General features: G+C 67.0%; 22 protein-coding genes. 13 read left to right on the plus strand and 9 right to left on the minus strand.

Translation table 11 applies throughout. From position 1 onward, the window contains the following. Window positions 1-97 precede the first annotated feature (97 nt). The 3 genes from NV401_RS02180 to NV401_RS02190 are packed head-to-tail and all read right to left on the minus strand — an operon-like array spanning window position 98 to window position 2447. The gene (locus NV401_RS02180) at window positions 98-1261 is read right to left on the minus strand and encodes a glutathionylspermidine synthase family protein (RefSeq protein WP_261292727.1); all 1164 of its coding nucleotides are present in this window, start codon (window positions 1259-1261) and stop codon (window positions 98-100) included. After that, entirely contained in the window at window positions 1261-1986 is a 726-nt protein-coding gene (locus NV401_RS02185; RefSeq protein WP_261292728.1) for a PspA/IM30 family protein, read from the minus strand. The genes NV401_RS02180 and NV401_RS02185 overlap by 1 nt, the downstream gene beginning before the upstream one ends. Window positions 1987-2012: 26 nt before the next feature. Then, a complete protein-coding gene (locus NV401_RS02190; protein WP_261292729.1) occupies window positions 2013-2447 on the minus strand; it encodes a YjfI family protein in 435 nt (144 codons plus the stop codon). A 110-nt stretch (window positions 2448-2557) separates the two neighbouring features. Here NV401_RS02190 and NV401_RS02195 point away from each other — a divergent pair, with 110 nt between their 5' ends. The 6 genes from NV401_RS02195 to NV401_RS02220 all read left to right on the plus strand — a co-directional run bounded on the left by NV401_RS02195 (window position 2558) and on the right by NV401_RS02220 (window position 5601). Continuing rightward, window positions 2558-3196, plus strand: a complete 639-nt coding sequence (locus NV401_RS02195) for a YjfK family protein (RefSeq protein WP_261292730.1) — start codon at window positions 2558-2560, stop codon at window positions 3194-3196. 25 nt (window positions 3197-3221) lie between these two features. Continuing rightward, window positions 3222-3635, plus strand: a complete 414-nt coding sequence (locus tag NV401_RS02200; RefSeq protein ID WP_261292731.1) for a DUF350 domain-containing protein — start codon at window positions 3222-3224, stop codon at window positions 3633-3635. Between the two features lie 12 nt (window positions 3636-3647). Further along, window positions 3648-4208, plus strand: coding sequence for a DUF1190 domain-containing protein (locus NV401_RS02205; RefSeq protein WP_261292732.1), 561 nt, complete (start codon window positions 3648-3650; stop codon window positions 4206-4208). Between the two features lie 23 nt (window positions 4209-4231). Further along, on the plus strand, window positions 4232-4597 hold the full coding sequence (locus tag NV401_RS02210; RefSeq protein WP_315369051.1) for a ribonuclease H family protein: 366 nt from the start codon (window positions 4232-4234) through the stop codon (window positions 4595-4597). Beyond that, window positions 4597-5286, plus strand: a complete 690-nt coding sequence (locus NV401_RS02215; RefSeq protein WP_261292733.1) for a glutathione S-transferase — start codon at window positions 4597-4599, stop codon at window positions 5284-5286. Before NV401_RS02210 ends, NV401_RS02215 begins: the two co-directional genes overlap by 1 nt. A 114-nt stretch (window positions 5287-5400) precedes the next feature. Beyond that, window positions 5401-5601 carry a hypothetical protein gene (locus tag NV401_RS02220; RefSeq protein WP_261292734.1) on the plus strand — a complete coding sequence of 67 codons (201 nt, stop codon included), beginning with the start codon at window positions 5401-5403 and terminating at the stop codon, window positions 5599-5601. Window positions 5602-5604: 3 nt separating this feature from the next. Here NV401_RS02220 and NV401_RS02225 read toward each other — a convergent pair whose 3' ends face one another. The 4 genes from NV401_RS02225 to NV401_RS02240 form a co-directional block, all read right to left on the minus strand. After that, window positions 5605-8028, minus strand: a complete 2424-nt coding sequence (locus NV401_RS02225; RefSeq protein ID WP_261292735.1) for a TonB-dependent receptor — start codon at window positions 8026-8028, stop codon at window positions 5605-5607. Between the two features lie 135 nt (window positions 8029-8163). Then, window positions 8164-8544, minus strand: coding sequence for a winged helix-turn-helix domain-containing protein (locus tag NV401_RS02230; RefSeq protein ID WP_261292736.1), 381 nt, complete (start codon window positions 8542-8544; stop codon window positions 8164-8166). A 60-nt stretch (window positions 8545-8604) separates the two neighbouring features. Next, window positions 8605-11724 (minus strand): helicase-related protein, encoded by a 3120-nt coding sequence (locus NV401_RS02235; RefSeq protein WP_261292737.1) that lies wholly within the window; start codon window positions 11722-11724, stop codon window positions 8605-8607. Then, on the minus strand, window positions 11721-12290 hold the full coding sequence (locus NV401_RS02240) for a PRC-barrel domain-containing protein (RefSeq protein ID WP_380817280.1): 570 nt from the start codon (window positions 12288-12290) through the stop codon (window positions 11721-11723). The genes NV401_RS02235 and NV401_RS02240 overlap by 4 nt, the downstream gene beginning before the upstream one ends. A gap of 213 nt (window positions 12291-12503) precedes the next feature. Between NV401_RS02240 and NV401_RS02245 the strand changes: the two genes are divergently transcribed. Then, on the plus strand, window positions 12504-13112 hold the full coding sequence (locus NV401_RS02245; RefSeq protein ID WP_261292739.1) for an OmpH family outer membrane protein: 609 nt from the start codon (window positions 12504-12506) through the stop codon (window positions 13110-13112). A 60-nt stretch (window positions 13113-13172) separates the two neighbouring features. Here the strand turns inward: NV401_RS02245 and putA are convergent, their stop codons facing one another. After that, entirely contained in the window at window positions 13173-16784 is a 3612-nt protein-coding gene (gene putA / locus NV401_RS02250) for a trifunctional transcriptional regulator/proline dehydrogenase/L-glutamate gamma-semialdehyde dehydrogenase (protein ID WP_261292740.1), read from the minus strand. Window positions 16785-16887: 103 nt separating this feature from the next. Here putA and NV401_RS02255 point away from each other — a divergent pair, with 103 nt between their 5' ends. The 3 genes from NV401_RS02255 to NV401_RS02265 all read left to right on the plus strand — a co-directional run bounded on the left by NV401_RS02255 (window position 16888) and on the right by NV401_RS02265 (window position 19719). Then, window positions 16888-17364, plus strand: coding sequence for an Lrp/AsnC family transcriptional regulator (locus NV401_RS02255; RefSeq protein ID WP_261292741.1), 477 nt, complete (start codon window positions 16888-16890; stop codon window positions 17362-17364). Between the two features lie 147 nt (window positions 17365-17511). Beyond that, window positions 17512-18378, plus strand: coding sequence for a UTP--glucose-1-phosphate uridylyltransferase GalU (galU, locus tag NV401_RS02260; protein WP_261292742.1), 867 nt, complete (start codon window positions 17512-17514; stop codon window positions 18376-18378). 27 nt (window positions 18379-18405) lie between these two features. Next, window positions 18406-19719: a UDP-glucose dehydrogenase family protein gene (locus tag NV401_RS02265; RefSeq protein ID WP_261292743.1), complete on the plus strand. Its 1314-nt coding sequence runs from the start codon at window positions 18406-18408 to the stop codon at window positions 19717-19719. 18 nt (window positions 19720-19737) lie between these two features. On the opposite strand, the gene kynU is transcribed toward NV401_RS02265, so the two are convergent. Next, window positions 19738-20970: a kynureninase gene (gene kynU, locus NV401_RS02270; RefSeq protein WP_261292744.1), complete on the minus strand. Its 1233-nt coding sequence runs from the start codon at window positions 20968-20970 to the stop codon at window positions 19738-19740. A gap of 201 nt (window positions 20971-21171) precedes the next feature. Between kynU and NV401_RS02275 the strand changes: the two genes are divergently transcribed. Genes NV401_RS02275 through NV401_RS02285 form a run of 3 tightly spaced genes read left to right on the plus strand, consistent with a single transcriptional unit; the run spans window position 21172 to window position 23732 of the window. Beyond that, window positions 21172-22674, plus strand: coding sequence for a CoA-acylating methylmalonate-semialdehyde dehydrogenase (locus NV401_RS02275; RefSeq protein ID WP_261292745.1), 1503 nt, complete (start codon window positions 21172-21174; stop codon window positions 22672-22674). A gap of 10 nt (window positions 22675-22684) precedes the next feature. After that, the gene (locus NV401_RS02280; protein WP_261292746.1) at window positions 22685-23209 is read left to right on the plus strand and encodes a hypothetical protein; all 525 of its coding nucleotides are present in this window, start codon (window positions 22685-22687) and stop codon (window positions 23207-23209) included. Between the two features lie 55 nt (window positions 23210-23264). After that, window positions 23265-23732 carry a hypothetical protein gene (locus NV401_RS02285; RefSeq protein ID WP_261292747.1) on the plus strand — a complete coding sequence of 156 codons (468 nt, stop codon included), beginning with the start codon at window positions 23265-23267 and terminating at the stop codon, window positions 23730-23732. Window positions 23733-23750: the final 18 nt, after the last annotated feature.

Here is a 23750-nt window from a genome sequence, read left to right on the forward strand (position 1 = left end):
GGACTAGTCCTCGATATAATGCGGCACGAAGCTTGCCGCACCCCAAGCGCGTGCTGCTGACCGAGGACGAACGCCAGGCCGCCCCGGCCGTGGCGGACTAGTCCTCGATATAATGCGGCACGAAGCGGGCGAGGTTGCGGGTGACCAAAGCCTCGTCCTCGCGGATGCCGATCCCGGCAGGCTCGTCCCCGACGATCCACGCGCCGATCACGGCATGGTGGCCGTCGAACATCGGGGCAGGGTGGAACGCCTGGCGGATGAAGCCCTCGTCGCCATAGCCTTCGTCGAGCACGGTCTCGGTCACGCCGCCCTGTGTCACCGCGACATTGGCGCCCTCGCGCGAGAAGAGCGGCTTGCGCACATAGCTGGTACCGAGCGACGCGGCGGCGGGATCGTCGTCGAAAAAGGCCGGGAGCAGATTGGGATGGCCTTCGTGACGCTGCCAGAGCAGCGGCAGCAGGCCCTTGTTCGATAGCACCGACTTCCACGCCGGCTCGATCCAGCGCACGCCGGCCTTGCTGAGATTGGCGGCATAGGGCTCGCGGAACATGAACTCCCAGGGATAGAGCTTGAACGCCGCCTGCAGCTCGAAATCCTCCGCGTCGACGAAGCAACCCGCGGCGTTGAGCCCGATATCCTTGATCTCGACATATTTGGGCTCGATACCGGCCTGGCTGGCAAGATCCTCGAAGAAGCGCACTGTCTGGCGGTCCTCCATCGTGCTGCCATCGCCGGCGAAATGGACGAAGCCGCCTGTCGGAAAGATCGCCTTGAAGCGATCGCGGAGCTTGTCGAACAGGCTGTTGAACTGGTCGGCCCCGGCGGGCAACGCGCCGCTGGCGATCAATTCATCCAGCCACAGCCACTGGAACGTCGCGCATTCGAACACCGAGGTCGGCGTGTCGGCATTATATTCGTAGAGCTTGGCCGGGCCCTGCCCGTCATAGGCGAGATCGAAGCGGCCGTAGAGCGACGGCTGCTTCGTCCGCCAGCTTGCCGCGACGAAATCATGCTGTTCGGCCGGGATCGCCAGCCTGGTCAGCAGTGATGCGTCGCGCACCACCTCCTCGACCAGATCGAGGCACATGGCGTGCAGCTCGGCCGCGGCGGGCTCGATATCGTCGTCAATCTCCTTCAGCGTGAAGGCATAGGCCGCGCTCTCGTCCCAATAGGCCGCCCCCTCGGTGTCGTGATAGACGAAGCCGATCGCATCGGCCTTGGCGCGCCAATCGACGCGCGGGGTGAGGGGGAGGCGGCGCATCAGGCGTCGCGTGACGTGTCGTCGCGCTGCTCGATCTGCAGCGTCGGCTTGGGCGGGCTGAGGCGGGCGAGCACGTCGTCGGCCGAGCTATGGCCCGGCGTGATCCCGGCGAGGCGCAATTTCTCGTCGAGATCGGCGCCGGTGCGGCGATCCTCGAGCTCGCCGGCGGCGCGGATCTTCTCGCCGCGGATCGCCTGGCGCTCGCGGATCCGGGCGAGGCTTTCCGCCGCCGAGCCGAGCGACGAACCGGCGCCGGCCGCCGCCACGGTGGACTGCGCCTTCTGCACCGACTCATTCACCTTGACGACCTCGACCTCGCGGCGCAGCTGCTCGATCTTGCGATCGGTGGCGGCGACGGCCTTGTGGATCTGATCCTCGGCGGCGCGCATGTCCTCGATCTGCGGCGCCTTCATCGCGATATCCTGTTCGAGATCGGCGACGCGCTGCGCGACTTGGCGGGCGAGGTCCATGTCGCCCTTGTCCATCGCCATGCGCGCGGACGATTCGTATTTCGCGGCCTGCGCGCGATAGCTCTCGACCTCGGTCTCGAGAATGCGGCGGCGCGCCACGAGCCCGGCGAGATCGTCACGCGCTTTACCTTGCGCCTTGTCGGCATCGCGGATTTCCTGATCGAGGATGCGCAGCGCGTTGCGATCGACCACCGCAGTTGCGGCCTCGTTAGCGCCGGCGCGGCCGAGCGTGAAGAGTTTGCTCCAGATAGCCATTTGAATTTACTCCAGCGAAAAGGGGGTCAGGCGGGCGAGAAGGCGGAGCGCAGATCGGTCGCGGCCTCGATCGCGTTCTCGGCAAGCGCCCGCAATTCGGTCTCGATCGTGTGCAGCGGCGAATTGGTCGCCAATTCGCCGAACAATTCGTAGAAATCGCGGTCGTCGACGGTGGCGATGCCGAAATTGGACAATGGCACGAGCTTCTGCGCCTTGAGCAGGAATTCGTTGAACGCGGCGCGGTCGGGCTGTTCGTCGCACGGCCAGAGCAGCACGGAGGCGGCGATCTGTTCTTCGCTCACGTTGACATAGGCTTCGAGATCGCCGTGCTGATGCATCGTGACGAGCAATACCGGATCGGCGCCCTCGACGATGCGCAGGCTGAACTCTCCGGTGCGCACCGGATCGCTATCGTCGAGCGCGGTCTTCAGCGTGCGGACGGTCCAGACGGTGTCGGTCATCGGTGGGCTCTCCTGAATGCTGTCGCCTACATAGGCGTTCCGCCATGCGGCGCTAGCGGTGCTCGCCCGATTGTTCTAAACGGACGGCCAACCAGCCACCGAGGTATTTGATGTTCGATCGCCTGTTCGGGCGCAAGCCAGTCGCGACGGAGCCCGGCCTGTCGGCAATCCGCAACGTGACGATCGGCCGCACCGTGGTGCTCGATCCGCTGGCGTGGCGCCGCTTCGGCGGCGCGCTGCTCTTCCCGTTCGATTCGGATACGCTGCAGATCGTCGCCCAGGGCCTGGTCGCGCTCGACGATGGCGGGTTCATCCACCGTTTCTACACCGACGACGACGTGATGTTCCAGGCGGTGACCAACGACCGCGCAGGCCAGGATGTGACCGACGTCACCCTGTTCGCGCCGTGGGACAGCAAATATCCGAGCGGCCCGTTCGAGCGGCCGAAATGGCGCGATCGGCTGTCGGCACGGACCTTCACCGACGAGGGCCTGCCCGAATACAGCCGCGCCTGGTTCGGGCCCGAGGCGGAGAAGCAGCAGCCGGTGACGTTCTGGGAGGATCTGCACGACGATCGCGACGGCATCGTCGATCGCCGCATCTTCCAGACCTGCATGCTGTTCGGCCGGGATATCGAGGGCGACGGCGCGGAATTGCTGCTCGCGATCGATCAGGAAAACGAAGCGGGCGAAGTTTCGTTCGAGATCATGCTAGGGATGGCGCTGGAACTCGGCGAGTTCAGGGCTTGAATGATTTACGCGTGAGGGGAAGACGATGACCGACAGCTACAGTTTTTGGGAAAGCGCGGTGGCGTTCGTCGTTGCGTTCGTCGCGGCCGGCCTGTTCACCATCGCGTTCAAGATCATCTATCAGGCGGCGACGCCCTATAACGAGCGGACGCTGATCCGCGAGGGCAATGTCGCTGCGGCGATCACGCTGGGCGCGGCGTTGCTGGGCTATATCCTGCCGCTCGCCTCGGCGCTCGAGCATACGGTGAGCCTGGTTGAATTCGCGGTCTGGGCGTTGCTCGCCGGCGTGATCCAGATCGTCGCCTTCACGATCGTGCGGATGATCGTGATGCGCGATTTCAGCGACCGGATCGTGCGCGGCGAGCTTGCCGCGGCGATCTACATGGCCAGCATCTCGCTCGGCGTCGGCCTGCTCAACGCCGCCTGCATGAGCGCCTGAGAGGATCATCCGATGAAGCGTTCGCAGTCCATCGTCCTGACCAGCCTGATGGCCGGCACCGGCCTGTCGCTCACCGCGTGCGACGGCCCGGTCGACAAGCCGGTCGACGCGCTGAGCTATACCAGCGTCGCCGAATGCCGCACCGCGGGCAAGATCCCCGCCGACCAGTGCGAGGCGGCCTATGCCCAGGCGCAGAAGGCCAATGCGCAGAACGCGCCGCGCTTCGATACGCAGCAGGCGTGCGAGGCGCAATTCGGCGCGGCGCAATGCGCGCGCGGCAATGGCGGCAGCGGCAGTTTCTTCACGCCGTTGCTCACCGGCTTCGTGATCGGGCAGATGCTCAACGGCGGCGGCGGCTATCGCGGCGCGCCGATGTACCGCGATCGCGACGGCAATTATTTCGGCGGCGCGGGCAGCCGGATCAACCGTGATTACGTCACCGGGCGCACCCAGGTGGGCACGAGCGCGTTCAACCCTACCGCGCGCGCGCCGGCGCGGGTGCAGTCGCGCAGCGCAGTCATTTCGCGTTCCGGTTTCGGCGGCGGCTTCGGCAGCCGCGGCTTTGGCGGCTGATCGCCGTCTCAATCTAGGTATTCGTGTTGCTCAAAGTGTTTTTCGACGGCGGTTGCCGGCCCAATCCCGGCATGATGGAAGTCGCCGTCGTGGCGCGGGGCAAATCCTATCTGCGGCCCGATCTCGGCCATGGATCGAGTTTCGATGCCGAATGGCTGGCGCTGATCGAGGCGGCGACGATCGCCGGCGAGATGGGCGAGCCTTGCGTCCTGCTCGGCGATGCCGCGACGGTGATCAACCAGGCAAGCGGCAAGGGCGCGTGCCGCGGCGCGGCGCTGGAATATCTCGAGCGGTTCCGCGCCTTGCTCCCCGCCGGCTCGCATGTGCGCTACATCAAGCGCACGCAGAACCTGGCCGGCATCGCGCTGGAAGGATTGCGGCGCCGCTGATGGCGGTGCTCTACAGCTTCCGGCGCTGCCCTTATGCGATGCGCGCACGGATGGCGGTGCTGGTGAGCGGGATTGCGGTCGAGCTGCGCGAAGTGGCGTTGCGCGATAAGCCGGCAGAGATGCTGGCAGCGTCGCCGAAGGGGACGGTTCCGGTGCTGGTGCTTTCCGACGGGCGGGTGATCGACGAGAGCTTCGAGATCATGCGCTGGGCGCTGGCGCAGCATGATCCGGAGGACTGGCTTGGGGGCTGCAATGCGGCGCTGATCGCGGCGAATGACGGGCCGTTCAAGCATCATCTCGATCGCTACAAATATCCCGAACGGCATGGCAGCGAGCCGCTGGCGCATCGCGCGGCGGGGCTGGGGTTACTGGTCGATCTGGAACAGCGTCTGGCGGCACAGGACAACCTGTGCCGCGAGACCCGCTCGCTGACGGATATCGCGATCTTCCCCTTCGTGCGGCAATTTGCCGCGGTGGATCGGGAATGGTTCGCGGCGCAACCGGTGCCGCGGGTGCGGGCGTGGCTTGCGCGGCATACTGGCTCGGCGCTGTTCGAGGCGGCGATGGTGCGGGTACCGCCCTGGGTGGCGGGTGATGCGCCGCAGATCTTTGCGATAAGCGGGTACCTGCCCAATAGCAGTTCCCCCGCGAAAGCGGGGGCCCAGGGTCCAAAGCGTTGCGCGGTGTAACTCTGGGCTCCTGCGTGCGCAGGAGCACGGTGGCGACCGGCGCCGGTCGGTTCACCGCAAATGCCATCCTTGCCCGCTGGACACCCCCGCGCCGCGCTCGCTATCGACGCGCCCATGAGCATTACCGCAACGATCATGAATACCGCCACCGGCCAGCCGATCCAGAAGATGGTGTTCGGCCGCATGCCCAAGCCCTGGGTATCCTTCAACCTGGCGACCGGCGAACTGGTCACCGCTGACCGCGTCGATGTCGGCAAGCCCGCGCCGGGGAAATTCGCAGTGCCCGTATCGGTATGGGTCACGCCCAAGGGCTGAGCCTCACTGCCGCGCGCGCAAGGTCAGGCCGATGGTCCGCGGGTCGCTCGGCGTGGCGAGGATCAGGCCGGAATTGCCGGCCTGGATCGTCACGTTCTGGATGTAATCCGTGTCGAACAGGTTGCGCGCGAACAGCGCGATCTCGAAGCCCCGCGCACTGCGATAGCCGATGCTGCCGTTGACCAGCGTATAGCCGCCGATCGTGGTGAAGCGCGACCCCGTGGGGTCGCCGAGCTGCCGGGCGCGGTACGTGGCATCGGCATGCGCGAACAGGCCTCCGCCTAGCGCCGCGACCGGCAGCGTATAGTCGCCGCCCAGCGTGCTCGACCATTTCGGCAGGCCGGGCAGGCCGATTCCGGTCAGATCGCAGGCCGCCGCGCTGTTGCCGATCCGCTCGATCGGGCAGGGGCCGGCGGGGTAATCGGCATAGCGGCCATCGGCATAGGCGACCGACGCGCGCAGCGAGAGCGTGCGCGACACCGCGGCGATCAGATCGCCCTCGGCGCCTTTGACCGTGACGCGCGGAATGTTGGCAAGATAGGTGCGCAGCGCGGCAGCGGCGCGGGTGTCGCTGACATTGGTCTGGAAGTCCGTCACCCTGGTGTGGAAGGCGGCGAGATTGACCGTCAGGCGATTGCCGAACAAGCGCGTCTTGATGCCGGCTTCATACGCCGTATTCCTTTCCGGCCGGACCACCGCGGTGCCAGTCGCGGGGAGATTGCGATCGTTCAGCGGCAGGCCGGACATGTTGATACCGCCCGATTTCTCGCCGCGCGCGTAACTGCCATAGACGAGCAGGCCGGCGCTCGCCTGCCACGCGATATTGGCACGGCCGGTGAGCGCGCCGTCATCGACCCGGGCGGCGTAGCGCTGCCCGCGCAGGATCGACAGCTTGGCGGCATTGAGCGCGGGGTCGGTGGTCGGCAGGCCGCCGAACACGAAGGTATCGTAACGGCCGGTCTTGTGTTCATACGTGTAGCGCAGGCCGCCGGTGACGGTGAGGCGATCGAGCGGGCGCCAGTTGACCTCGCCAAACGCGGCATAGCTGTTCGACTGGAAATCGGTGTGGCCGTCGGTGCCGTAGCCGTCGAGCAGGTTGGCGGGGACTGGGGTGGCGCCGGCACCGGTGGTGGTGCCGATCAGATAGCGTGCCGCGGCCGGGCCGTAGATCGAGATCGGTCGGCCGGTCACGCGCTGCCGGAAGAAATACAGGCCGCCGACATAGCTGAGCGCGGTATCGCTGTTCGAGGCGAGGCGCAGTTCCTGGCTATATTGATCCTGGCGCGAGGGGATATGCTGCTCGATCTGCACGGGCAGGCCGGTATAGTCGCGGTCATTGGCCGCATCCCAGTTCCAGAACCGCCACGCACTGATCGAGGTGAGCGTGGCTCCGCCGAGCTTCCAGTCGGCGATCGCCGCGATCCCGCCTTCATTGGTATCGACGCCGAGCGCGGCATCGATATCGGTCAACCGGTCGTACGGATTGGTGCTGGGCGGGGCATAGCCGAATTGTGCGGCGAGCCCGGCCGGGCCGCCGAATTGGCGCGACGGCGTCCGCGCCACGTCACGCTCGGCGACGCGGTAATAGACCTGCGTGCAGCAGTTGCTCTCGAAATTGGTGAAATCGGCGCTGAGATTGATCTGGAAGGCGTCGCTGGGCTTGAACAGGATCTGCCCGCGCAGCGCCTGATTGCCGATCGCGTTGTGCCGCCGGCCGGTACGGATGTTTTCGATCACGCCGTCGCGGCGCGTGACGAGGCCGGAGACGCGGAACGCGACGCTGTCGTCGATCAGCGGGCCAGACGCGGCGGCCTTGGCCTGGACGAAATTGAAGCTGCCGACCGAAAGCTCCTCGGTCGCGTCGCGCGTGAAGGTGGGGCTGCGGGTGGTGATGTTGATCGCGCCGGCCGTGCTGTTCTTGCCGAACAGCGTGCCCTGCGGCCCGCGCAATATTTCGATCTGTGCGATATCGCTGAAATCGAACGCCGCGGTGGCGGGGCGGGCGTGATAGACCTGATCGACATAGAAGCCGACGCCGGGCTCCAGCCCATCATTCGCCTGGCTCACCGCGACGACGCTGCTGCCCAGGCCACGGATCGTGAATGCGGTGTTGCGCGGATTGGCCGAGCTATAGTTGAGCGTGGGCACGAGCAGCGACAGGAGCTGCGTGTCGACGGTGTAGGAACGATCGAGCAGCGCGCCGCTCACCACGGAGAGCGCGCCGGGAATGCGCTGGGCATCCTCCGCGCGACGCCGTGCGGTGACGGTGACATCGGGGACGCCGACCGGCGCCGGTTCGGCGTCAGCGGGGGCTGCGGCAGCGGGGCTTGCACCCGCGCCATCGGGCGACAGTTGCTGGGCGTTCGCCGCCCATGGACAGGCCGAAAGGATCAGGCTGAGCGCGAAGGATCCCCGGAAATGCTGCATGCGTCTTACCCTTTGGTCGCCTGACGACGGCGACTCGATGTATTCGGGCGTATATAGTGCGGATCGACGGAAGGAAGGCGGGTTCGCGCCGTCGTTTCTGCTTTATGGAAGGCCGGCGCGCGACCGGGCCTTGCTTCAGCCCGCAGGCTTGGCCGGCAACGGCGTTTCGCGCACCAGTTCGCTCAACTGGCGATAGGCGTCGCTATCGGTGATCGCTGCCGATTGCGCTTCGAGGTCGCGATACGCCGCCAGCACGGCCTTGCCCGGCTCAGTCAGCACCGCGCCGCGCTCGCGGCTGCCCCCGGCATGCGTCTCGACCACGCGCGCGCGAAAACAGCGGTTCATTTCGTCGACCAGCAGCCAGGTGCGGCGATAGCTCATGCCGAGCGCCCGGCCGGCGGCGGAGATCGATCCCTCGCGCTCGATCGCGGCGAGGATATCCGCCTTGCCCGGCCCCATCGCATAGGTCTCGCCACAGATCAGCTGCAGCTTGAGTTTGAGTACGCCGACCCGCATGTCATCTGTTGCCCCGATGTGTCGCCGGCGGCATAGCAGCGCGGGTGACGCGGCACTACCTCATGCCGCCAGCGCCTCCAGCAGCGCCTGGACGCGGTCGACGCGCTGCGCTTCCTCGGTCTGCTCAGCGAGCAGGAAGCGCCCGTTTTTCTCGGTCAGGCCGGCGGCGGCGGTGTCCGCCTTGAAGTCACGCCGCGGGGTGAGTGCGATCGCCGCGGCGCCGGCGTCGATCCGCTGCACCTTGGCATCGCGCGCTGCGAGGCGCAGCCGCGCGCGCGCGAGCAGCGCTTCGGCCGGAGCCGGCGCGGGGCCGAACCGGTCGAGCAGCTCTTCTTCGAACGCTGCCAGTTCCGTTTCGTCGGCAAGACGCGCGAGCCTGACATAGAGCGACAGGCGGATATCGGCTTCCGGAATCCAGCTCTCCGGCAGCGCGCCGGCGGTGCCGAGATGCAGTTCCGGCGTCCAGCGTTCGACATCCTCGCCGCGCGCCTGACGCAGCGCGGATCCCAGCAAGTGCTGGTAGAGATCGATGCCGATCAGCTTGGTATGACCGGCCTGCGTTTCGCCGAGCAGGTCGCCGGCGCCGCGCATGTCGAGATCCTGTGCGCTGATGTCGAACCCGGCACCCAGCCGATCGAACGTCGCGAGCGTGCGCAGCCGCTTCAGCGTGCGTTCGCCGATGCTGTCTGTGGCCTCGGTCAGCAGCACCACCTGGCCCCGGCGATTGCCGCGGCCGACGCGACCGCGCAGCTGATGCAGTTGCGCGAGGCCGAAGCGATCGGCGCGCCACACGATCATCGTATTGGCGCGGGGCACGTCGAGCCCCGCCTCGATGATGTTGGTGGCGAGCAGGATGTCGCCGCGCCCCTCGGCAAAGGCGACCATCACCTCGTCGATTTCGGCGGCGGGCATCTTGCCGTGCGCCTCGACCAACGAGAGATCGGGCGCCAGGCGCCGCAGTTTATCGCCGATCTGCGCCATATCCTCGATCCGCGGCACGACGACGAAGCTTTGCCCGCCACGGCCCTTCTCGCGCTGCAAGGCGGTGCGGATGCGCATATCGTCATACGTATCGAGGCTGGTGCGGATCGGCTGGCGGCGCGCCGGCGGGGTGGCGATGATCGAGATCTGCTGCAACCCGACCAGCGCCATCTGCAGCGTACGCGGGATCGGCGTGGCGCTGAGCGTCAGCAGATGTACTTCACCCGCGCCGCGCAGCCGGGTCTTGTCGGCGGCGCCGAAGCGCTGTTCCTCGTCGATCACGACCAGGCCGAGCTTGGCATAGGATACGCCCTTGGCCATCACCGCGCCGGTGCCGATGACGATCTGGATCGAGCCGTCGGCGAGCCCGGCCTTGGTCGCCTTCTTCTCCGCCGCGCTGGACAGGCGCGACAGGCCGGCGACGGTGATGCCCGATTTCTTGAAGCGGCGGCGGAAGCTTTCGAGATGCTGGCGCACCAGCACGGTGGTCGGCGCGGCGATCACCACCTGATGGCCGGCCAGCGCCGCGAAGGCCGCGGCGCGCAGCGCGACCTCGGTCTTGCCATAGCCGACATCGCCGACCACCAGCCGGTCCATCGGCCGCCCGCTGGCGAGATCGTCGCGCACCGCGCCGATCGCGCGCGCCTGATCGGCGGTCTCGTTGAACGGAAAGCCGTTGGCGAATTTCTCGTAGGCAGCGGGATCGGGATCGAGCACCGGCGCTTCCAGCGTTGCGCGCGCCGCGGCTAGCGCGGCCAGCCCGCGCGCGCTTTCGGCGATCGCCGCGTCGATATCGCCACGGCGCTTGTGCCATGACGAGCCGTCGAGCTTGTCGAGCGTCACCGCATCGGGATCGGCGCCGTAGCGCCACAGCCGATCGGCATCGTCGATCGCCACCAGCCGCCGCGCGCCGCCAGCATATTCGAGCGCGACCATTTCGCCGGCATCATTGTCCGCGATCGGCGCCGGCTCGAGGCCGGCAACCAGCGCCACGCCGTGATCCTCGTGCACCACTACGTCGCCGATGCGGATCTCGGCACCGGCGCTGACCCAGGGGGTGCCGACACTGGCCGGCGTGTCGCCGAGCAGTGCCCGGCTACCGAGCAGATCGGCGGCCGCGATCACCACGCGGTCGTCGTCGACGAAGCCGGCATCGACCGGCATGCAGAGCGTCGCGGCGCTGCCGGGGGCAAGCGCGATCGCCTCGTCCCAGCTGCAGAGATCGGCCAGCTCGCGCGCGAGCCGCTTGGCGATCTTGGCGCGCAGGAAGCGGATATCGCGCTGGCTGCCGGCGAGCAGCAGCGCGCGGCCCTCCTCGAGCAACGGCTTGGCGAAGCGGGTAAAGGCGGCGAGCGGACTGCGCGCCTCGGCGAAATGCGGCACGGGGACGATCTCGTCGGCGAAGTCGATCGTGCGCCAGCCCTTCAGCGCGGCCTTCCAGGCCTTGTCGTCGATCGCATCGATCGCCGCGCCGCCGCCGCCCACCGCATCGTCGGCGAGCTGGACGAAGCGACGGCGGCGTTTGTCGGCCTCGCCGGACAGCGCGATCAGCGTGGGCTGGAGATGCGCGAGGATCGGCGTCGCCTCGGCCAGTGGCGGTTCGGCGGCGCGCCCGATCTCGAGCGAGTCGAGCTCGGCGACGGTGCGCTGCGTCACCGGATCATAGGACCGGATGGCAACGATGCGGCCGTCGGCAATGTCGATCCGCGCCGGCAAGCCGGCGTCGGCGGGATAGATGTCGATCACTTCGCCGCGCACGGCCATTTCGCCCGGCTCATCGACGCGATCGTCCGCGACATAGCCCAGATCGGCCAGCGTGTCGGCGAAACCGTCGGTATCGACCGTATCGTCGATCGCCAGTCGGGGCAGCGCGGCATCGAGCGCCTTGGGATGCGGATAGCGGCGCGCCGCTGCTTCGCCGCTGAGGATGCAGGCGAGATGCGGGCGATCGGCCTGCTGTTCCGCGACGCGCAGCGCGCGCAGCGCGGCGACGCGGCGCCCGGTATTGGCGGGTGAGGCGGGCGTGACGTCGCCGGGCAATGTGTCGCTGGACGGGATGAAGAAAACGCACCCCGGCGGGAGGATGGCGGCCAGGGCGCAGGACAGGGCATCCGCCTGCTGCTCGTCATCGGCGAGGAAGACGATGTCATCCGTGTCGAGCGTCTTGGCGATGCAGGTCGCGATATACGCGAGATTCATGCTGCGTCCGTTCTGAAAGAGGAAGCCTGAACGGAAGGGGCTTGCGCCGGCCAGTCGCCGGCGGCGAGCGGCGGCAAGTGCTGGAAGGCCGGGGCGGCGAGGTCCAGCACGATGCGGTTCTGGCGCAGCGCGAGCGCATCGTACGGCACGGCGCGCAGTTCTTCCGCGACGCCGCCGACCCCGCCGCTGGCGACGACGATATAGCTGAGCGTGCCGGTGCGGCACTCGATCAGCGCTTCGACCGCCTTGCCGATCGTGTCGCCGTGCGCGTCCTCGACGGTCATGCCGGCGATGCCCCCGGCGGTGAACAAATTGGCCGCCGGCGAGCGGCGGCTGGCGCGTTCGGCGGACTTGCCGCCATCCTCATAGGCACGCTGCCGGCCGAGCCAGCGCCAGATGCCGACGCCGTTGACAAGCGTGAGAAAGATGTTGGTCGCAAGAAGATTGGTCTGATCCGACGAAAAGCCGACGATCGACCAGCAGATCGAGCCGATCGTGAACACGATGAAGCCCCAGCCGGTGACGCGCGCGCCGAGGTTTGCGGCGGTCATCATCGCGGCGATCATCGTCGCGATCGGCGCGACCCATCCGGCAATATCGTTCAGCGCTCCGCTCCCTTGCAGCATCCATCGCCACGCAATGGTCTCAGGAGTGCGCTAACGCGCAGCGACACCAACCGGCTGTCGTGCCCGCGGAAAAATTTGACTGACCTGTGTTAAAGGATGCTCGCCAGCGCGATCAAACGACCTATTGTGGCTGCTTATCGAAGGATTTAGCCCATGAACAACGTCGCTCTGCTCACCGCCCTCGTGCCGCTCGCGCTGTCTGCGCCAGCCGTCGCGCAGACCGCGCCCGTCGCGCCCATCGCCGAAGGTCTCGGCGGCCCGGTCATCCCCGGCATCTGCCTGGTGTCGCGCCAGGCAATCTTCTCCAACGCCAAGATCGGGCTCGCTGCCGATGCACGGATCCGCCAGATCACGAGCGAGGCGCAGCGCGAAGTCGACGCCGAACGCGCGCCGATCGATGCTGACGTCAAGGCGTTCCAGGCTGAGGCCGCCAAGCTGACCCCGGAACAGCGCGTAACGCGTGAACGCGCGCTCAATGCGCGGCTGCAGCCGGTTCAGGCCAAGGCGCAGCGTCGCAGCCAGGAGATCGAGGCGACGCGCGCCAAGGCGCTGCAGCGCGTCGCCTCTGAGGCGCAGCCGGTGCTGGCGCAGGTCTATGCCGCGCGCAAATGCGGGCTGCTGCTCGATCGCACTTCGGTGCTTGGCGGCAATCTCGCCAACGACCTGACCGCGGATGTGGTGCGTGGGCTGGATGCCAAGATCACCACGATCACGTTCAACCGCGAAACGATCGCCGCACCGGCGGCGCAACCGAAGCGGTAGGCGTTTAGGACGCAATGTCCCCCCGGCGGACGCCGGGGGGAAGCGATCGCTATTCTCCGATCATGCCAGTGCCATCAGGCTGGCATTGCCGCCGGCGGCCGTGGTGTTGATCGACACCGATACCTCTTCCAGCAGCCAATCGAGCATATAGCCCTGCGGGCCGCCGGCCAATAGCGGCACGATCGCGCCGGGCCGCGCTGCCAGCGTTCGGGCCGCGGCGGCGATCTCGGCGGCGCTGCCCTCGATCAGCGCCGCGGCGAGATCGGGCGCGTCGTCCAGGCCGGCGCGCGACCATTCGATCCGCGCCGCCACGTCGACGGGCAGGCCGGCCGGCGCCGTCTTCAGCGGGCCGCCGATCACCACCGCACGGTTGCCGGTCGCCAGCACCGCGCCGATCTGTTGCCACAGGCTGTTCTCGGTTTGCGCGAGCACCGCCACGCGACCCCGCGGGCGAAAGCCGTACAGGTTGCGCTCGCCGACCGGGCCGGGGAGCTCGATCTCCTGCCCGAGCCGCGAGCGCAGGCCGAGATCGGTTAGCGCCGCCGCGGCGGCGGCGTCGCCGCGCCCGATCAGCCAGGTGGCAAAGGAGACCAAGGCCGGATCACCGGTGCCGCCCGCCGCGCCGCCATCCCAGCTGTGCGGTGCGACCAGCTTCGAGAGATAGAGCGGCCCGCCGGCCTTGGGTCCGGTGCCGGAAAGGCCCCGCCCACCGAACGGCTGCACGCCGACCACCGCGCCGATGATGTTGCGGTTGACGTAGAGATTGCCCGCCTCGACCTTGCGAGTCACCCGTTCGACCGTCGCATCGAGCCGCGTGTGCAACCCGAAGGTCAGGCCGTAGCCGGTGGCGTTGATCGCCTCGATCAGCGCATCGAGCCCGCCGCTAGGGAAGCGCAGGACGTGCAGCACCGGGCCAAACACTTCGCGTTGCAGCGAATCGATCCGGTCGATCTCGATGATCGTCGGGGCGACGAACGTGCCCCGCGCCGTCTCGCGGCCTAGCGGGGTCTGCACCACCGCATGGCCGGCTGCGCGCATCGCGGCGATATGGGCATCGATCCCGTCACGTGCCTCGGCGGTGATCACCGGGCCGATATCGACGCGCAACTTGTCGGTCACGCCGACCGACAGTTCCGCCACCGCGCCCTGCAGCATCGTCAACGTGCGATCGGCGATGTCCTCCTGCAGGCACAGCAGCCGCAGCGCCGAACAACGCTGCCCGGCGCTGTCGAACGCTGAGGCGATCACATCGGCGACGACCTGTTCCGCGAGCGCCGAGGAATCGACGATCATCGCATTCTGCCCGCCGGTTTCGGCGATCAGAGGTATGGGTTGGCCGTCGGCGGCAAGACGACCGGCGAGCTGGCGCTGGATCAGCCGTGCGACATCGGTCGAGCCGGTGAACATCACGCCGGCGGTGGCGTCCGCGCCGACCAATGCCGCGCCGACGTCGCCCGCGCCGGGGACCAGCCGGAGCACGTCCCGTGGCACGCCCGCTTCGTGCAGGATGCGCACTGCCTCGGCGGCGATCAACGGGGTTTCCTCGGCCGGCTTGGCGAGCACGGGATTGCCCGCCACCAGGGCGGCGGCGACCTGCCCGGTGAAGATCGCCAGCGGGAAGTTCCACGGGCTGATACAGACGATCGGCCCCAGCGGTCTGCCGCTGCCGAGCGTCTGACGCGCCTGCGCCGCATAATAGCGCAGGAAATCGACCGCCTCGCGCACCTCGGCCACCGCATTGGCGGCGGATTTGCCGGCTTCGCGGATGATCAGGCCGAGCAGCAGCGGCATGCGCTGTTCGAGCAGATCCGCGGCGCGCTCCAGGCAGACGGCGCGGGTCGCGACCGGTACGGCGGCCCAGCTTCCGGCCGCCGCCAATGCCGCGGCAACGGCTGCGCGCGCCTCCGCCTCGTTCGCCTCGGCAACTTGGCCGACGACGTCGCGGTGATCCGCGGGGTTCAACACCGGACGGAATTGGCCCGTGCCGGCCGCCCAATCGCGGCGCGTACTTTCGGTCAGCGCGTGGCCGAGCAGCGCCAGCGCGGCCTCGTCGCTCAGGTCCAGCCCGGCCGAATTGCGCCGCGCGCCGTAGATCGCGGCGGGGAGCGCAATCTGCTCGTGCGGCTGGCCGGGGATGCGCATCGCGGCGACGCGCTCGACCGGATCGGCGATCAGCTCGGCGATCGGCACGTCCGGGTCGCCGATCTGGTTGACGAAGGACGAGTTGGCGCCGTTTTCGAGCAGCCGGCGGACCAGATAGGCCAGCAACGTCTCATGCGTGCCGACCGGCGCATAGACGCGACACGGGCGATCGAGCTTGTCCGCCCCGACGACCTGATCGTAGAGCGGCTCGCCCATGCCGTGCAGGCACTGGAATTCGTAATCGCCGATCACGAAATCGGGGCCGGCGAGCGTGTGGATCGTCGCCAGCGTCTGCGCATTGTGCGTGGCGAATTGCGGGAATACCGCATCCTTGGCAGCGAGCAGCTTTCGCGCACAGGCGATATAGGCCACGTCGGTGTAGATCTTGCGCGTGTAGACCGGATAGTCGGCCAGGCCATCGACCTGCGCGCGCTTGATCTCGGCATCCCAATAGGCACCCTTGACCAAGCGGACCATGATCCGCCGGTCGGTCGCCCGGGCGAGCGCAACGATAAAGTCGATCACCAGCGGACAGCGCTTGCCATAGGCCTGCACCACGAAGCCCAGGCCGGCCCAATCGGCGAGCGCCGGATCCTCGGCCAGCGACTGCAGGATATCGAGCGACAGTTCCAGCCGATCGGCTTCTTCAGCGTCGATGTTGAAGCCGATATTGTAGCCGCGCGCGAGGATGGCGAGCCCGCGCACGCGCGGCAGCAATTCGTCCATCACGCGCTGTTGCTGCGCGCGGTTGTAGCGCGGGTGCAGCGCGGAAAGCTTGATGGAGATGCCGGGGCCGGCGAAGATCCCGCGCCCAGCAGAGGCCTGGCCGATGGCGTGGATCGCCTGCTCGTAATCGTTCAAATAACGCGCGGCATCGGCCGCGGTAGTCGCCGCTTCGCCCAGCATGTCGTACGAAAAGGCATAGCCACGCGCTTCGCGGTCGCGCGAGCGCTTGAGCGCCTGGTCGATCGTCTGCCCGGTGACGAACTGCTCGCCCATCATGCGCATCGCGATATCCACACCACGTCGGATCACCGGCTCGCCGACGCGCGCGACCAGACGGGTCAGCGCATGGCCAAGTCCACGATCGTCGGCACGATCGGTCAGCTTGCCCGTGACGACCAGACCCCAGGTCGCGGCATTGACGAACAGCGAGCGACCGTCGCCGAGATGCGATGCCCAGTCGCCGCCGGCAATCTTGTCGCGGATCAGTGCGTCGCGTGTCGCGGTGTCGGGAATCCGCAGCAACGCCTCTGCGAGGCACATCAGGGCGACACCTTCCTGGCTCGACAGCGCATATTCCTGCACCAGCGATTGCACACCGCCGCGCTTGGGCATCGCGCGCAACCGCTCGATCAGGGTGCGCGCTGTGGCTGCCGCAGTAGCGCGCAGGGCAGGGGACAGGGTTGCGGCCTGGACCAGTTTCGGCACGCATTCGGTTTCCGGCGTGCGCGCCGCAGCAGTGATTGCGTGGCGCAGCGCATCGCTGGGCCGCAGCGATGGGGCGAAATCGGCAAAGGAGACGGGCATGCATGATCCTCGGCAAGAAATACGTCCCATATAGGAACTTGCTGCGTGGCGATCTGCCCTAATCGGCTTGACGCGCGACGCACTTTGCCCGCAATTCGACTTCATGCCAGCCAAAGAGCCCGAAAACGACGGTCGTATTGATCGTTTCGACCGCGCCATCCTGCAGGCGCTCGGCGAGGACGGCCGCATGACGGTCACCGATCTGGCCGAACGCGTCGGCCTGTCCAAGACGCCGGCGCAGGTGCGGCTGCGTCGCCTGATCGCCGACGGCTATATTCGCGGTTTCCGCGCCATCATCGATCCTGCGAAGCTCGGCATGGATCATGTCGCGTTCACCGAGGTGAAGCTTTCCGACACGCGCGAAGCGGCGCTGGGCGAGTTCAACGCCGCCGTCCGCCGCATTCCCGAGGTGGAGGAATGCCATATGATCGCCAGCAGCTTCGATTACCTGCTCAAGGTGCGGACGTCGGATATCCGCCGCTACCGGATCGTGCTCGGCGAGAAGATTTCGAGCCTGCCGCACGTTGCCAGCACCTCGACTTTCGTGGCGATGGAAACGGTACGCGACGTTTACAGCTGAGCCGATCAGTACGCTTGGCGTCGTTGCATGATGCAACGCAATAATTGTAAAGTTCCGACTGTGATCGGCCGGCTTTCGGGCCGGGACGCGCCTTGTTTCGCCAAGGTGATGTCGATAGAGCGACCGCAGAATTTGAGGGGTTTTCGAATGATCAAGCGTCTGCGCAAGGCCGTGTTTCCGGTGGGCGGTCTCGGCACGCGCTTCCTGCCCGCCACCAAGGCAATGCCCAAGGAGATGCTTCCGATCGTCGATCGCCCGCTGATCCAGTGCGCTGTCGACGAGGCGCTCGAGGCCGGGATCGAGCAGATGATCTTCGTCACCGGGCGCGGCAAATCGGCGATCGAAGACCATTTCGACATCGCCTATGAGCTCGAGGCGACGATGACGAACCGCGGCAAGTCTCTTGATGTGCTCGACAGCACGCGGCTTCAGCCCGGTGCAGTTGCCTATGTGCGGCAGCAGGAGCCGATGGGGCTCGGCCATGCGGTCTGGTGCGCGCGCGACATCGTCGGCGACGAGCCCTTCGCGGTGTTGCTGGCGGACGATTTCATGCTCGGGACGCCAGGCTGCCTCAAGCAGATGGTCGACGTCTACAACAAGACCGGCGGCAATCTGATCTGCGCGATGGAAGTCGGTGACGATCAGACCGACAAATACGGCATCATCACGCCCGGCGCGCGTGACGGCGCGCTGACCGAAGTCACCGGCCTGGTCGAAAAGCCCAAACGGGGCAGCGCGCCCTCGAACCTGGCGGTGATCGGGCGCTACATCCTGCAACCCGAAGTGATGCGTGTGCTCGAAACGCAGGGCAAGGGCGCCGGGGACGAAATCCAGCTGACCGATGCGATGGCGCGGATGATCGGCGACCAGCCGTTCCACGGCGTGACGTTCGAGGGTACGCGCTACGATTGCGGCGACAAGGCCGGCTATATCCACGCCAATCTCGCCGTCGCGCTGGCCCGCGAGGATATCGGCGCGTCGGTTCGCGCCTTCGCGGTCGATCTGCTGCGCTGATCTTTCAAATCTCTCAAGGATATCTGCATGCGTATTACGATGATCGGTTCGGGCTATGTCGGCCTTGTCTCCGGCGCCTGTTTTTCGGATTTCGGCCATGACGTGATCTGCGTCGACAAGGACGCGAACAAGATCGCCGCGCTGGAAGCCGGCAAGATGCCGATCTTCGAGCCAGGCCTAGACACGCTGGTGGCGACCAATGTCGCCGCCGGCCGGTTGACCTTCACCACCGATCTGAAGAGTGCGGTAGCGGGGGCGGATGCCGTGTTCATCGCGGTCGGCACGCCCTCCAGGCGCGGCGACGGCCATGCCGATCTCAGCTTCGTGTTTGCCGCCAGCAAGGAGATCGCCGCGGCGGTGACCGGGCCGATCGTGATCGTCACCAAATCGACCGTGCCGGTCGGCACCGGTGACAAGGTCGAGGAGATCATGACCGAGGCCAATACCGGCCACGACATCGCGGTCGTCTCCAATCCCGAATTCCTGCGCGAAGGCGCCGCGATCGGCGATTTCAAGCGCCCGGATCGCATCGTCATCGGCACCGAGGACGAGCGCGCCAAGCAGGTGATGCGCGACATCTATCGCCCACTCTACCTCAACGAGAGCCCGATCCTGTTCACCGGACGGCGCACGTCCGAGCTGATCAAATATGCCGCCAACGCGTTTTTGGCGACCAAGATCACGTTCATCAACGAGATTGCCGATCTGTGCGAGGCAGTCGGCGCGAACGTGCAGGATGTCAGCCGCGGTATCGGGCTCGACAACCGCATCGGCTCCAAGTTCCTTCATGCCGGACCTGGCTATGGCGGCTCGTGCTTCCCCAAGGACACGCTGGCGCTGCTCAAGACCTCGGAAGATTACGACACGCCGGTGCGGATCGTCGAAGCGGTGGTGCAGGTCAACGACAACCGCAAGCGTGCGATGGGCCGCAAGGTGATCAAGGCCTTGGGCGGCACCGGCAGCGAGGGCGTCAAGGGTAAGACGGTGGCGGTGCTAGGGCTGACCTTCAAGCCGAACACGGACGACATGCGCGACGCGCCGAGCCTGTCGATCGTGCAGAGCCTGATCGATGCCGGCATCAAGGTCCAGGCGCACGACCCCGAGGGCATGGAAGCGGCGAAGGCAATGATGCCCGACATCGGCTATTGCAACGATGCCTATGAAGCGGTGACTGGTGCCGATGCGGTCGTGATCGTCACCGAATGGGACGTGTATCGCGCGCTCGATCTGAAGCGCGTGGCCAAGGCGATGAACGCGCCGGTGATGGTCGATCTGCGCAACGTCTATCCGCCGTCCGATGCCGAGAAGGCCGGCTTTGCCTATAGCTCGATCGGGCGGTGAACGCTCGCGGCGGTCGCCTCAGGTGACCGCCGCCCGGCGGCGATACGTGTCGCTGTCCCAGCTTTTGCTGGTCAGCACGTCGCGCAGTATTTCGACGGCGCGCCACACATCCTCATAGCCCACGTATAGCGGCGTGAAGCCGAAGCGCAGGATGTCGGGCGCCCGGAAGTCGCCGGTCACGCCGTGCGCGATCAGCGCCTGCATCACGGGATAGGCGTCGCGGTGGGCGAGTGAAATGTGGCTGCCACGCGCCTGCGGGTCGCGCGGCGAGGCGAGGGTCAGGCCCAGCCCGGCGCAGCGTTCCTCCACCAGCTCGACGAACAGCGAACATAGCGCACGCGACTTGGCGAACAGCGCGGTGCGATCCGCCTCGAGGAACAGGTCGATGCCGATCTCCAACGCGGCCATACCGAGGATCGGCGGCGTGCCGCACAGGAAGCGATCCATGCCGGGAGCAGCTTCATAGGCATCGTCGAAGTCGAACGGCGCGGCATGGCCCATCCAGCCGGTCAGCGGCGAGCGCAGGCTTGCCTGGTGGTGCTCGGCGACGAACAGAAAGGCCGGTGCGCCGGGGCCGCCGTTGAGATATTTGTAGCCGCAGCCGACCGCCAGATCGGCGTTGGCAGCGGCGAGATCGAGCGCGACCGCTCCGGCGCTATGGCTCAGATCCCACAGCATCAGCGCGCCCTGCGCCTGCGCCATGCGGGTCACGGCGGGCATGTCGTACATGGCGCCGGTTTTGTAATGGACATGCGTCAGCATGACGACCGCGACATCGGCGTCGATCGCCGCGGCGATTTGCGCGCGCGGCACGGCGCGCACTTCCACGCCGGGAAGATAGGCCGCAACGCCCTGCGCGACATAGAGGTCGGTCGGGAAGTTGCCCTGTTCGGTCACGATGACTCGGCGGTCGGGCTGGGCGGCGCAGGCCGCCGCGAGCAATTTGAACAGGTTGACCGAGGTCGAATCGGCCGCGATCACCTCGGTCGGCGCGGCGCCGATCAGCCGCGCGATCTTTGCGCCGATGCGTTGCGGCGCTCCGATCCATCCGGCCGCGTTCCAGCTGCCGATCAGCCCCTGTCCCCATTCGCGGGTCACCGTATCGGCGAGGCGCGCGGCCGTGGCGCGCGGCAGCGCGCCGAGAGAATTTCCGTCGAGATAGGTCTGCCCATCGGGTAGTACGAAGCGCGCGCGAAATGCGGCCAAGGGGTCGGCGGCGTCCAATTGCCGTACGGTAGCGAGATCGGTCATGGCCCGTCAGTGCCACCGATCGGAGGGCCACGACAATCCCCGCAGTCGCCAACGTTCGGTCTGCCGCCTCATCGTACCGCACTGGCTTGATCGGTGCGACCGGCATGCCGGCCGGTCGTAAGTAGGTGCACGCCCGTCCGCTACATCTTGCCTGCACAGGGCGGGGATGGGATAGGGCCGCAACGATAAACGGAGAGTGATATGCGCGTCATCGACCATCTGATCGCCGGGCACGCCGGCGGTGGCGCCGGTGCGCGCACCGGCGACGTGTTCGATCCCAATACCGGGCAGATCCAGGCGACGGTCAATCTCGGCGACCAGGCGCTGCTCGACACGGCGGTAGCGGCGGCGCTGAAGGCGCAGCCGGGCTGGGCGGCGACCAACCCGCAGCGCCGCGCGCGCGTGATGTTCAACTTCAAGGCGCTGGTCGAGGCGCATATGGACGAACTCGCGGAACTGCTCTCGTCCGAACATGGCAAGGTGATCGCCGATTCGAAGGGCGACATCCAGCGCGGGCTCGAGGTGATCGAATTCTGCTGCGGCATCCCGCATGTGCTCAAGGGCGAATATACCCAGGGCGCGGGCCCCGGTATCGACGTCTATTCGATGCGCCAGCCGCTCGGCATCGGTGCCGGCATCACGCCGTTCAACTTTCCGGCGATGATCCCGCTGTGGATGTCGGGCGTGGCGATCGCCACCGGCAACGCCTTCATCCTGAAACCCTCCGAGCGCGATCCGTCGGTGCCGGTGCGGCTTGCCGAACTGTTCCGCGAAGCAGGCCTGCCCGAGGGCATCCTCCAGGTCGTTCATGGCGACAAGGAAATGGTCGACGCGATCCTCGATCATCCCGCGATCTCGGCGGTCAGCTTCGTCGGCTCGTCCGACATCGCGCATTACGTCTATCGTCGCGGCGTCGCGGCGGGGAAGCGCGTCCAGGCGATGGGCGGCGCCAAGAACCACGGCATCGTCATGCCCGATGCCGATCTCGATCAGGTCGTCGCCGACCTGTCGGGCGCGGCGTTCGGCAGTGCTGGGGAGCGTTGCATGGCGCTGCCGGTGGTCGTGCCGGTCGGCGAGAAAACTGCGGTAGCGTTGCGCGAGAAATTGATCCCGGCGATCGCCGCGCTTCGCGTCGGCGTGTCGACCGACAGTGACGCGCATTATGGCCCGGTGGTCAATGCGGCGCACCGCAGCCGGATCGAGCAGTGGATCAAGACCGGCGTCGACGAAGGCGCCGAGCTCGTTGTCGATGGCCGCGGCTTCGAACTGCAGGGGCATGAGAAGGGCTTCTTCATCGGGCCGTCGCTGTTCGATCACGTCACGCCCGACATGTCGGCGTACAAGGAAGAGATTTTCGGTCCCGTGCTGCAGATCGTGCGCGCCGATGACTTCGAGCACGCATTGCGCCTGCCAAGTGAGCATCAATACGGCAATGGCGTCGCCATCTTCACGCGCAACGGCCACGCCGCGCGCGAATTTGCCGCACGCGTCAATGTCGGGATGGTCGGCATCAACGTGCCGATCCCGGTTCCGGTCGCCTATCATACGTTCGGCGGGTGGAAGCGCTCGGCCTTCGGCGATACCAACCAGCACGGCATGGAAGGCGTCAAGTTCTGGACCAAGGTCAAGACCGTGACGCAGCGCTGGCCCGACGGCGGCGTCGGTGACGGCGCGAACGCGTTCGTCATCCCGACGATGGGCTAGGGGATAGCGTATGAAGATCGTCGCCCTTACCACGCTGGCGCTGACGCTGGCCGCCTGTTCCGGCCCGACCGAACCCCCCAAGGCCAGCAACGAGACGCAGGCCGAGGTCGCGCCGACCGGCGACGTGGGCATCGTCGCACCGACTGGCGTGACCAATGCAACTTTGCCGAGCCCGCGCCCCACGCCGACGCCGTCACCCCAAGCGACCATGACAACGGCGGCGCCACGCACCTTCCCGGTCGCCTTCCGCGGCCGCTGGGGCATGAACGCCAATGATTGCGACCCCAAGCGGGACGACAACAAGGGGCTGATCACCATTTCGGCCGACGCGATCCGGTTCTATGAATCGCGCGCGACGATCGCCAAGCTCGATGTCTCCTCGCCGACGCGGATCGGCACCGATCTGTCGTTCAGCGGCGAGGGGCAGACGTGGCAGAGCCGAAGCGTGTTCGATCTGAGCGGTGGCGGCACGAAACTGGCGCGGACCGAAGAAGAACCGGCCGGCGCGTTTGTTTATGCCCGATGCCCGGCGTGAACCGTTCGCGCCCGGCACGCGTTGCGCTCTCGTAATGTTTACGAAAGGCATCTCGATGCGGCGCTTGGTACCCCTCGGCTTGTTGGCGCTTGGCGCCTGTTCGGGCAGTGATGCGCCTACCGTCAACGAAGCGCAGGCCGCGGCGGCGATCGATACCGTGCAGCAAGCGCCGGAGCGCAACGTCCCCCGCGGATTGCCGATCAGCGAGGAGCGCGCCGCGCCGCCGGGCGCGTTGCCGCCGCAGTTCGAAGGGCGCTGGGGCATCACGCCGGCCGATTGCGATGTCGCGCGCAGCGACACCAAGGGGCTGCTGGTGATCCGCGGCAGCACCCTGACCTTCTATACGGCAAGCGCCGTTGCCAAGGTGATCGGTGGTCCCTCGCGCTACAAGGTCATCGCCGACCTGACCTTTACCGACAAAGGCGTCGCGCCGCGCCGCGACCAGCTCGAACTCACTTCCGCCGGCACCGTGCTGCAGCGGGCCGAGCCGGGCGGCAAGACCTACCGCTACGGACGCTGTTGACCTCAAGACGAGACTATT

The organism is Sphingomonas hylomeconis, assembly GCF_025370105.1.
GTDB classification, from domain to species: Bacteria; Pseudomonadota; Alphaproteobacteria; order Sphingomonadales; family Sphingomonadaceae; genus Sphingomonas; species Sphingomonas hylomeconis.

Bases quoted from the DNA above. Each gene is read 5' to 3' on its own strand.
- NV401_RS02180 (WP_261292727.1), bottom strand. From the start codon at position 1,261: ATGCGCCGCCTCCCCCTCACCCCGCGCGTCGATTGGCGCGCCAAGGCC.
- NV401_RS02185 (WP_261292728.1), bottom strand. From the start codon at position 1,986: ATGGCTATCTGGAGCAAACTCTTCACGCTCGGCCGCGCCGGCGCTAAC.
- NV401_RS02190 (WP_261292729.1), bottom strand. From the start codon at position 2,447: ATGACCGACACCGTCTGGACCGTCCGCACGCTGAAGACCGCGCTCGAC.
- NV401_RS02195 (WP_261292730.1), top strand. From the start codon at position 2,558: ATGTTCGATCGCCTGTTCGGGCGCAAGCCAGTCGCGACGGAGCCCGGC.
- NV401_RS02200 (WP_261292731.1), top strand. From the start codon at position 3,222: ATGACCGACAGCTACAGTTTTTGGGAAAGCGCGGTGGCGTTCGTCGTT.
- NV401_RS02205 (WP_261292732.1), top strand. From the start codon at position 3,648: ATGAAGCGTTCGCAGTCCATCGTCCTGACCAGCCTGATGGCCGGCACC.
- NV401_RS02215 (WP_261292733.1), top strand. From the start codon at position 4,597: ATGGCGGTGCTCTACAGCTTCCGGCGCTGCCCTTATGCGATGCGCGCA.
- NV401_RS02220 (WP_261292734.1), top strand. From the start codon at position 5,401: ATGAGCATTACCGCAACGATCATGAATACCGCCACCGGCCAGCCGATC.
- NV401_RS02225 (WP_261292735.1), bottom strand. From the start codon at position 8,028: ATGCAGCATTTCCGGGGATCCTTCGCGCTCAGCCTGATCCTTTCGGCC.
- NV401_RS02230 (WP_261292736.1), bottom strand. From the start codon at position 8,544: ATGCGGGTCGGCGTACTCAAACTCAAGCTGCAGCTGATCTGTGGCGAG.
- NV401_RS02235 (WP_261292737.1), bottom strand. From the start codon at position 11,724: ATGAATCTCGCGTATATCGCGACCTGCATCGCCAAGACGCTCGACACG.
- NV401_RS02240 (WP_380817280.1), bottom strand. From the start codon at position 12,290: ATGATCGCCGCGATGATGACCGCCGCAAACCTCGGCGCGCGCGTCACC.
- NV401_RS02245 (WP_261292739.1), top strand. From the start codon at position 12,504: ATGAACAACGTCGCTCTGCTCACCGCCCTCGTGCCGCTCGCGCTGTCT.
- putA (WP_261292740.1), bottom strand. From the start codon at position 16,784: ATGCCCGTCTCCTTTGCCGATTTCGCCCCATCGCTGCGGCCCAGCGAT.
- NV401_RS02255 (WP_261292741.1), top strand. From the start codon at position 16,888: ATGCCAGCCAAAGAGCCCGAAAACGACGGTCGTATTGATCGTTTCGAC.
- galU (WP_261292742.1), top strand. From the start codon at position 17,512: ATGATCAAGCGTCTGCGCAAGGCCGTGTTTCCGGTGGGCGGTCTCGGC.
- NV401_RS02265 (WP_261292743.1), top strand. From the start codon at position 18,406: ATGCGTATTACGATGATCGGTTCGGGCTATGTCGGCCTTGTCTCCGGC.
- kynU (WP_261292744.1), bottom strand. From the start codon at position 20,970: ATGACCGATCTCGCTACCGTACGGCAATTGGACGCCGCCGACCCCTTG.
- NV401_RS02275 (WP_261292745.1), top strand. From the start codon at position 21,172: ATGCGCGTCATCGACCATCTGATCGCCGGGCACGCCGGCGGTGGCGCC.
- NV401_RS02280 (WP_261292746.1), top strand. From the start codon at position 22,685: ATGAAGATCGTCGCCCTTACCACGCTGGCGCTGACGCTGGCCGCCTGT.
- NV401_RS02285 (WP_261292747.1), top strand. From the start codon at position 23,265: ATGCGGCGCTTGGTACCCCTCGGCTTGTTGGCGCTTGGCGCCTGTTCG.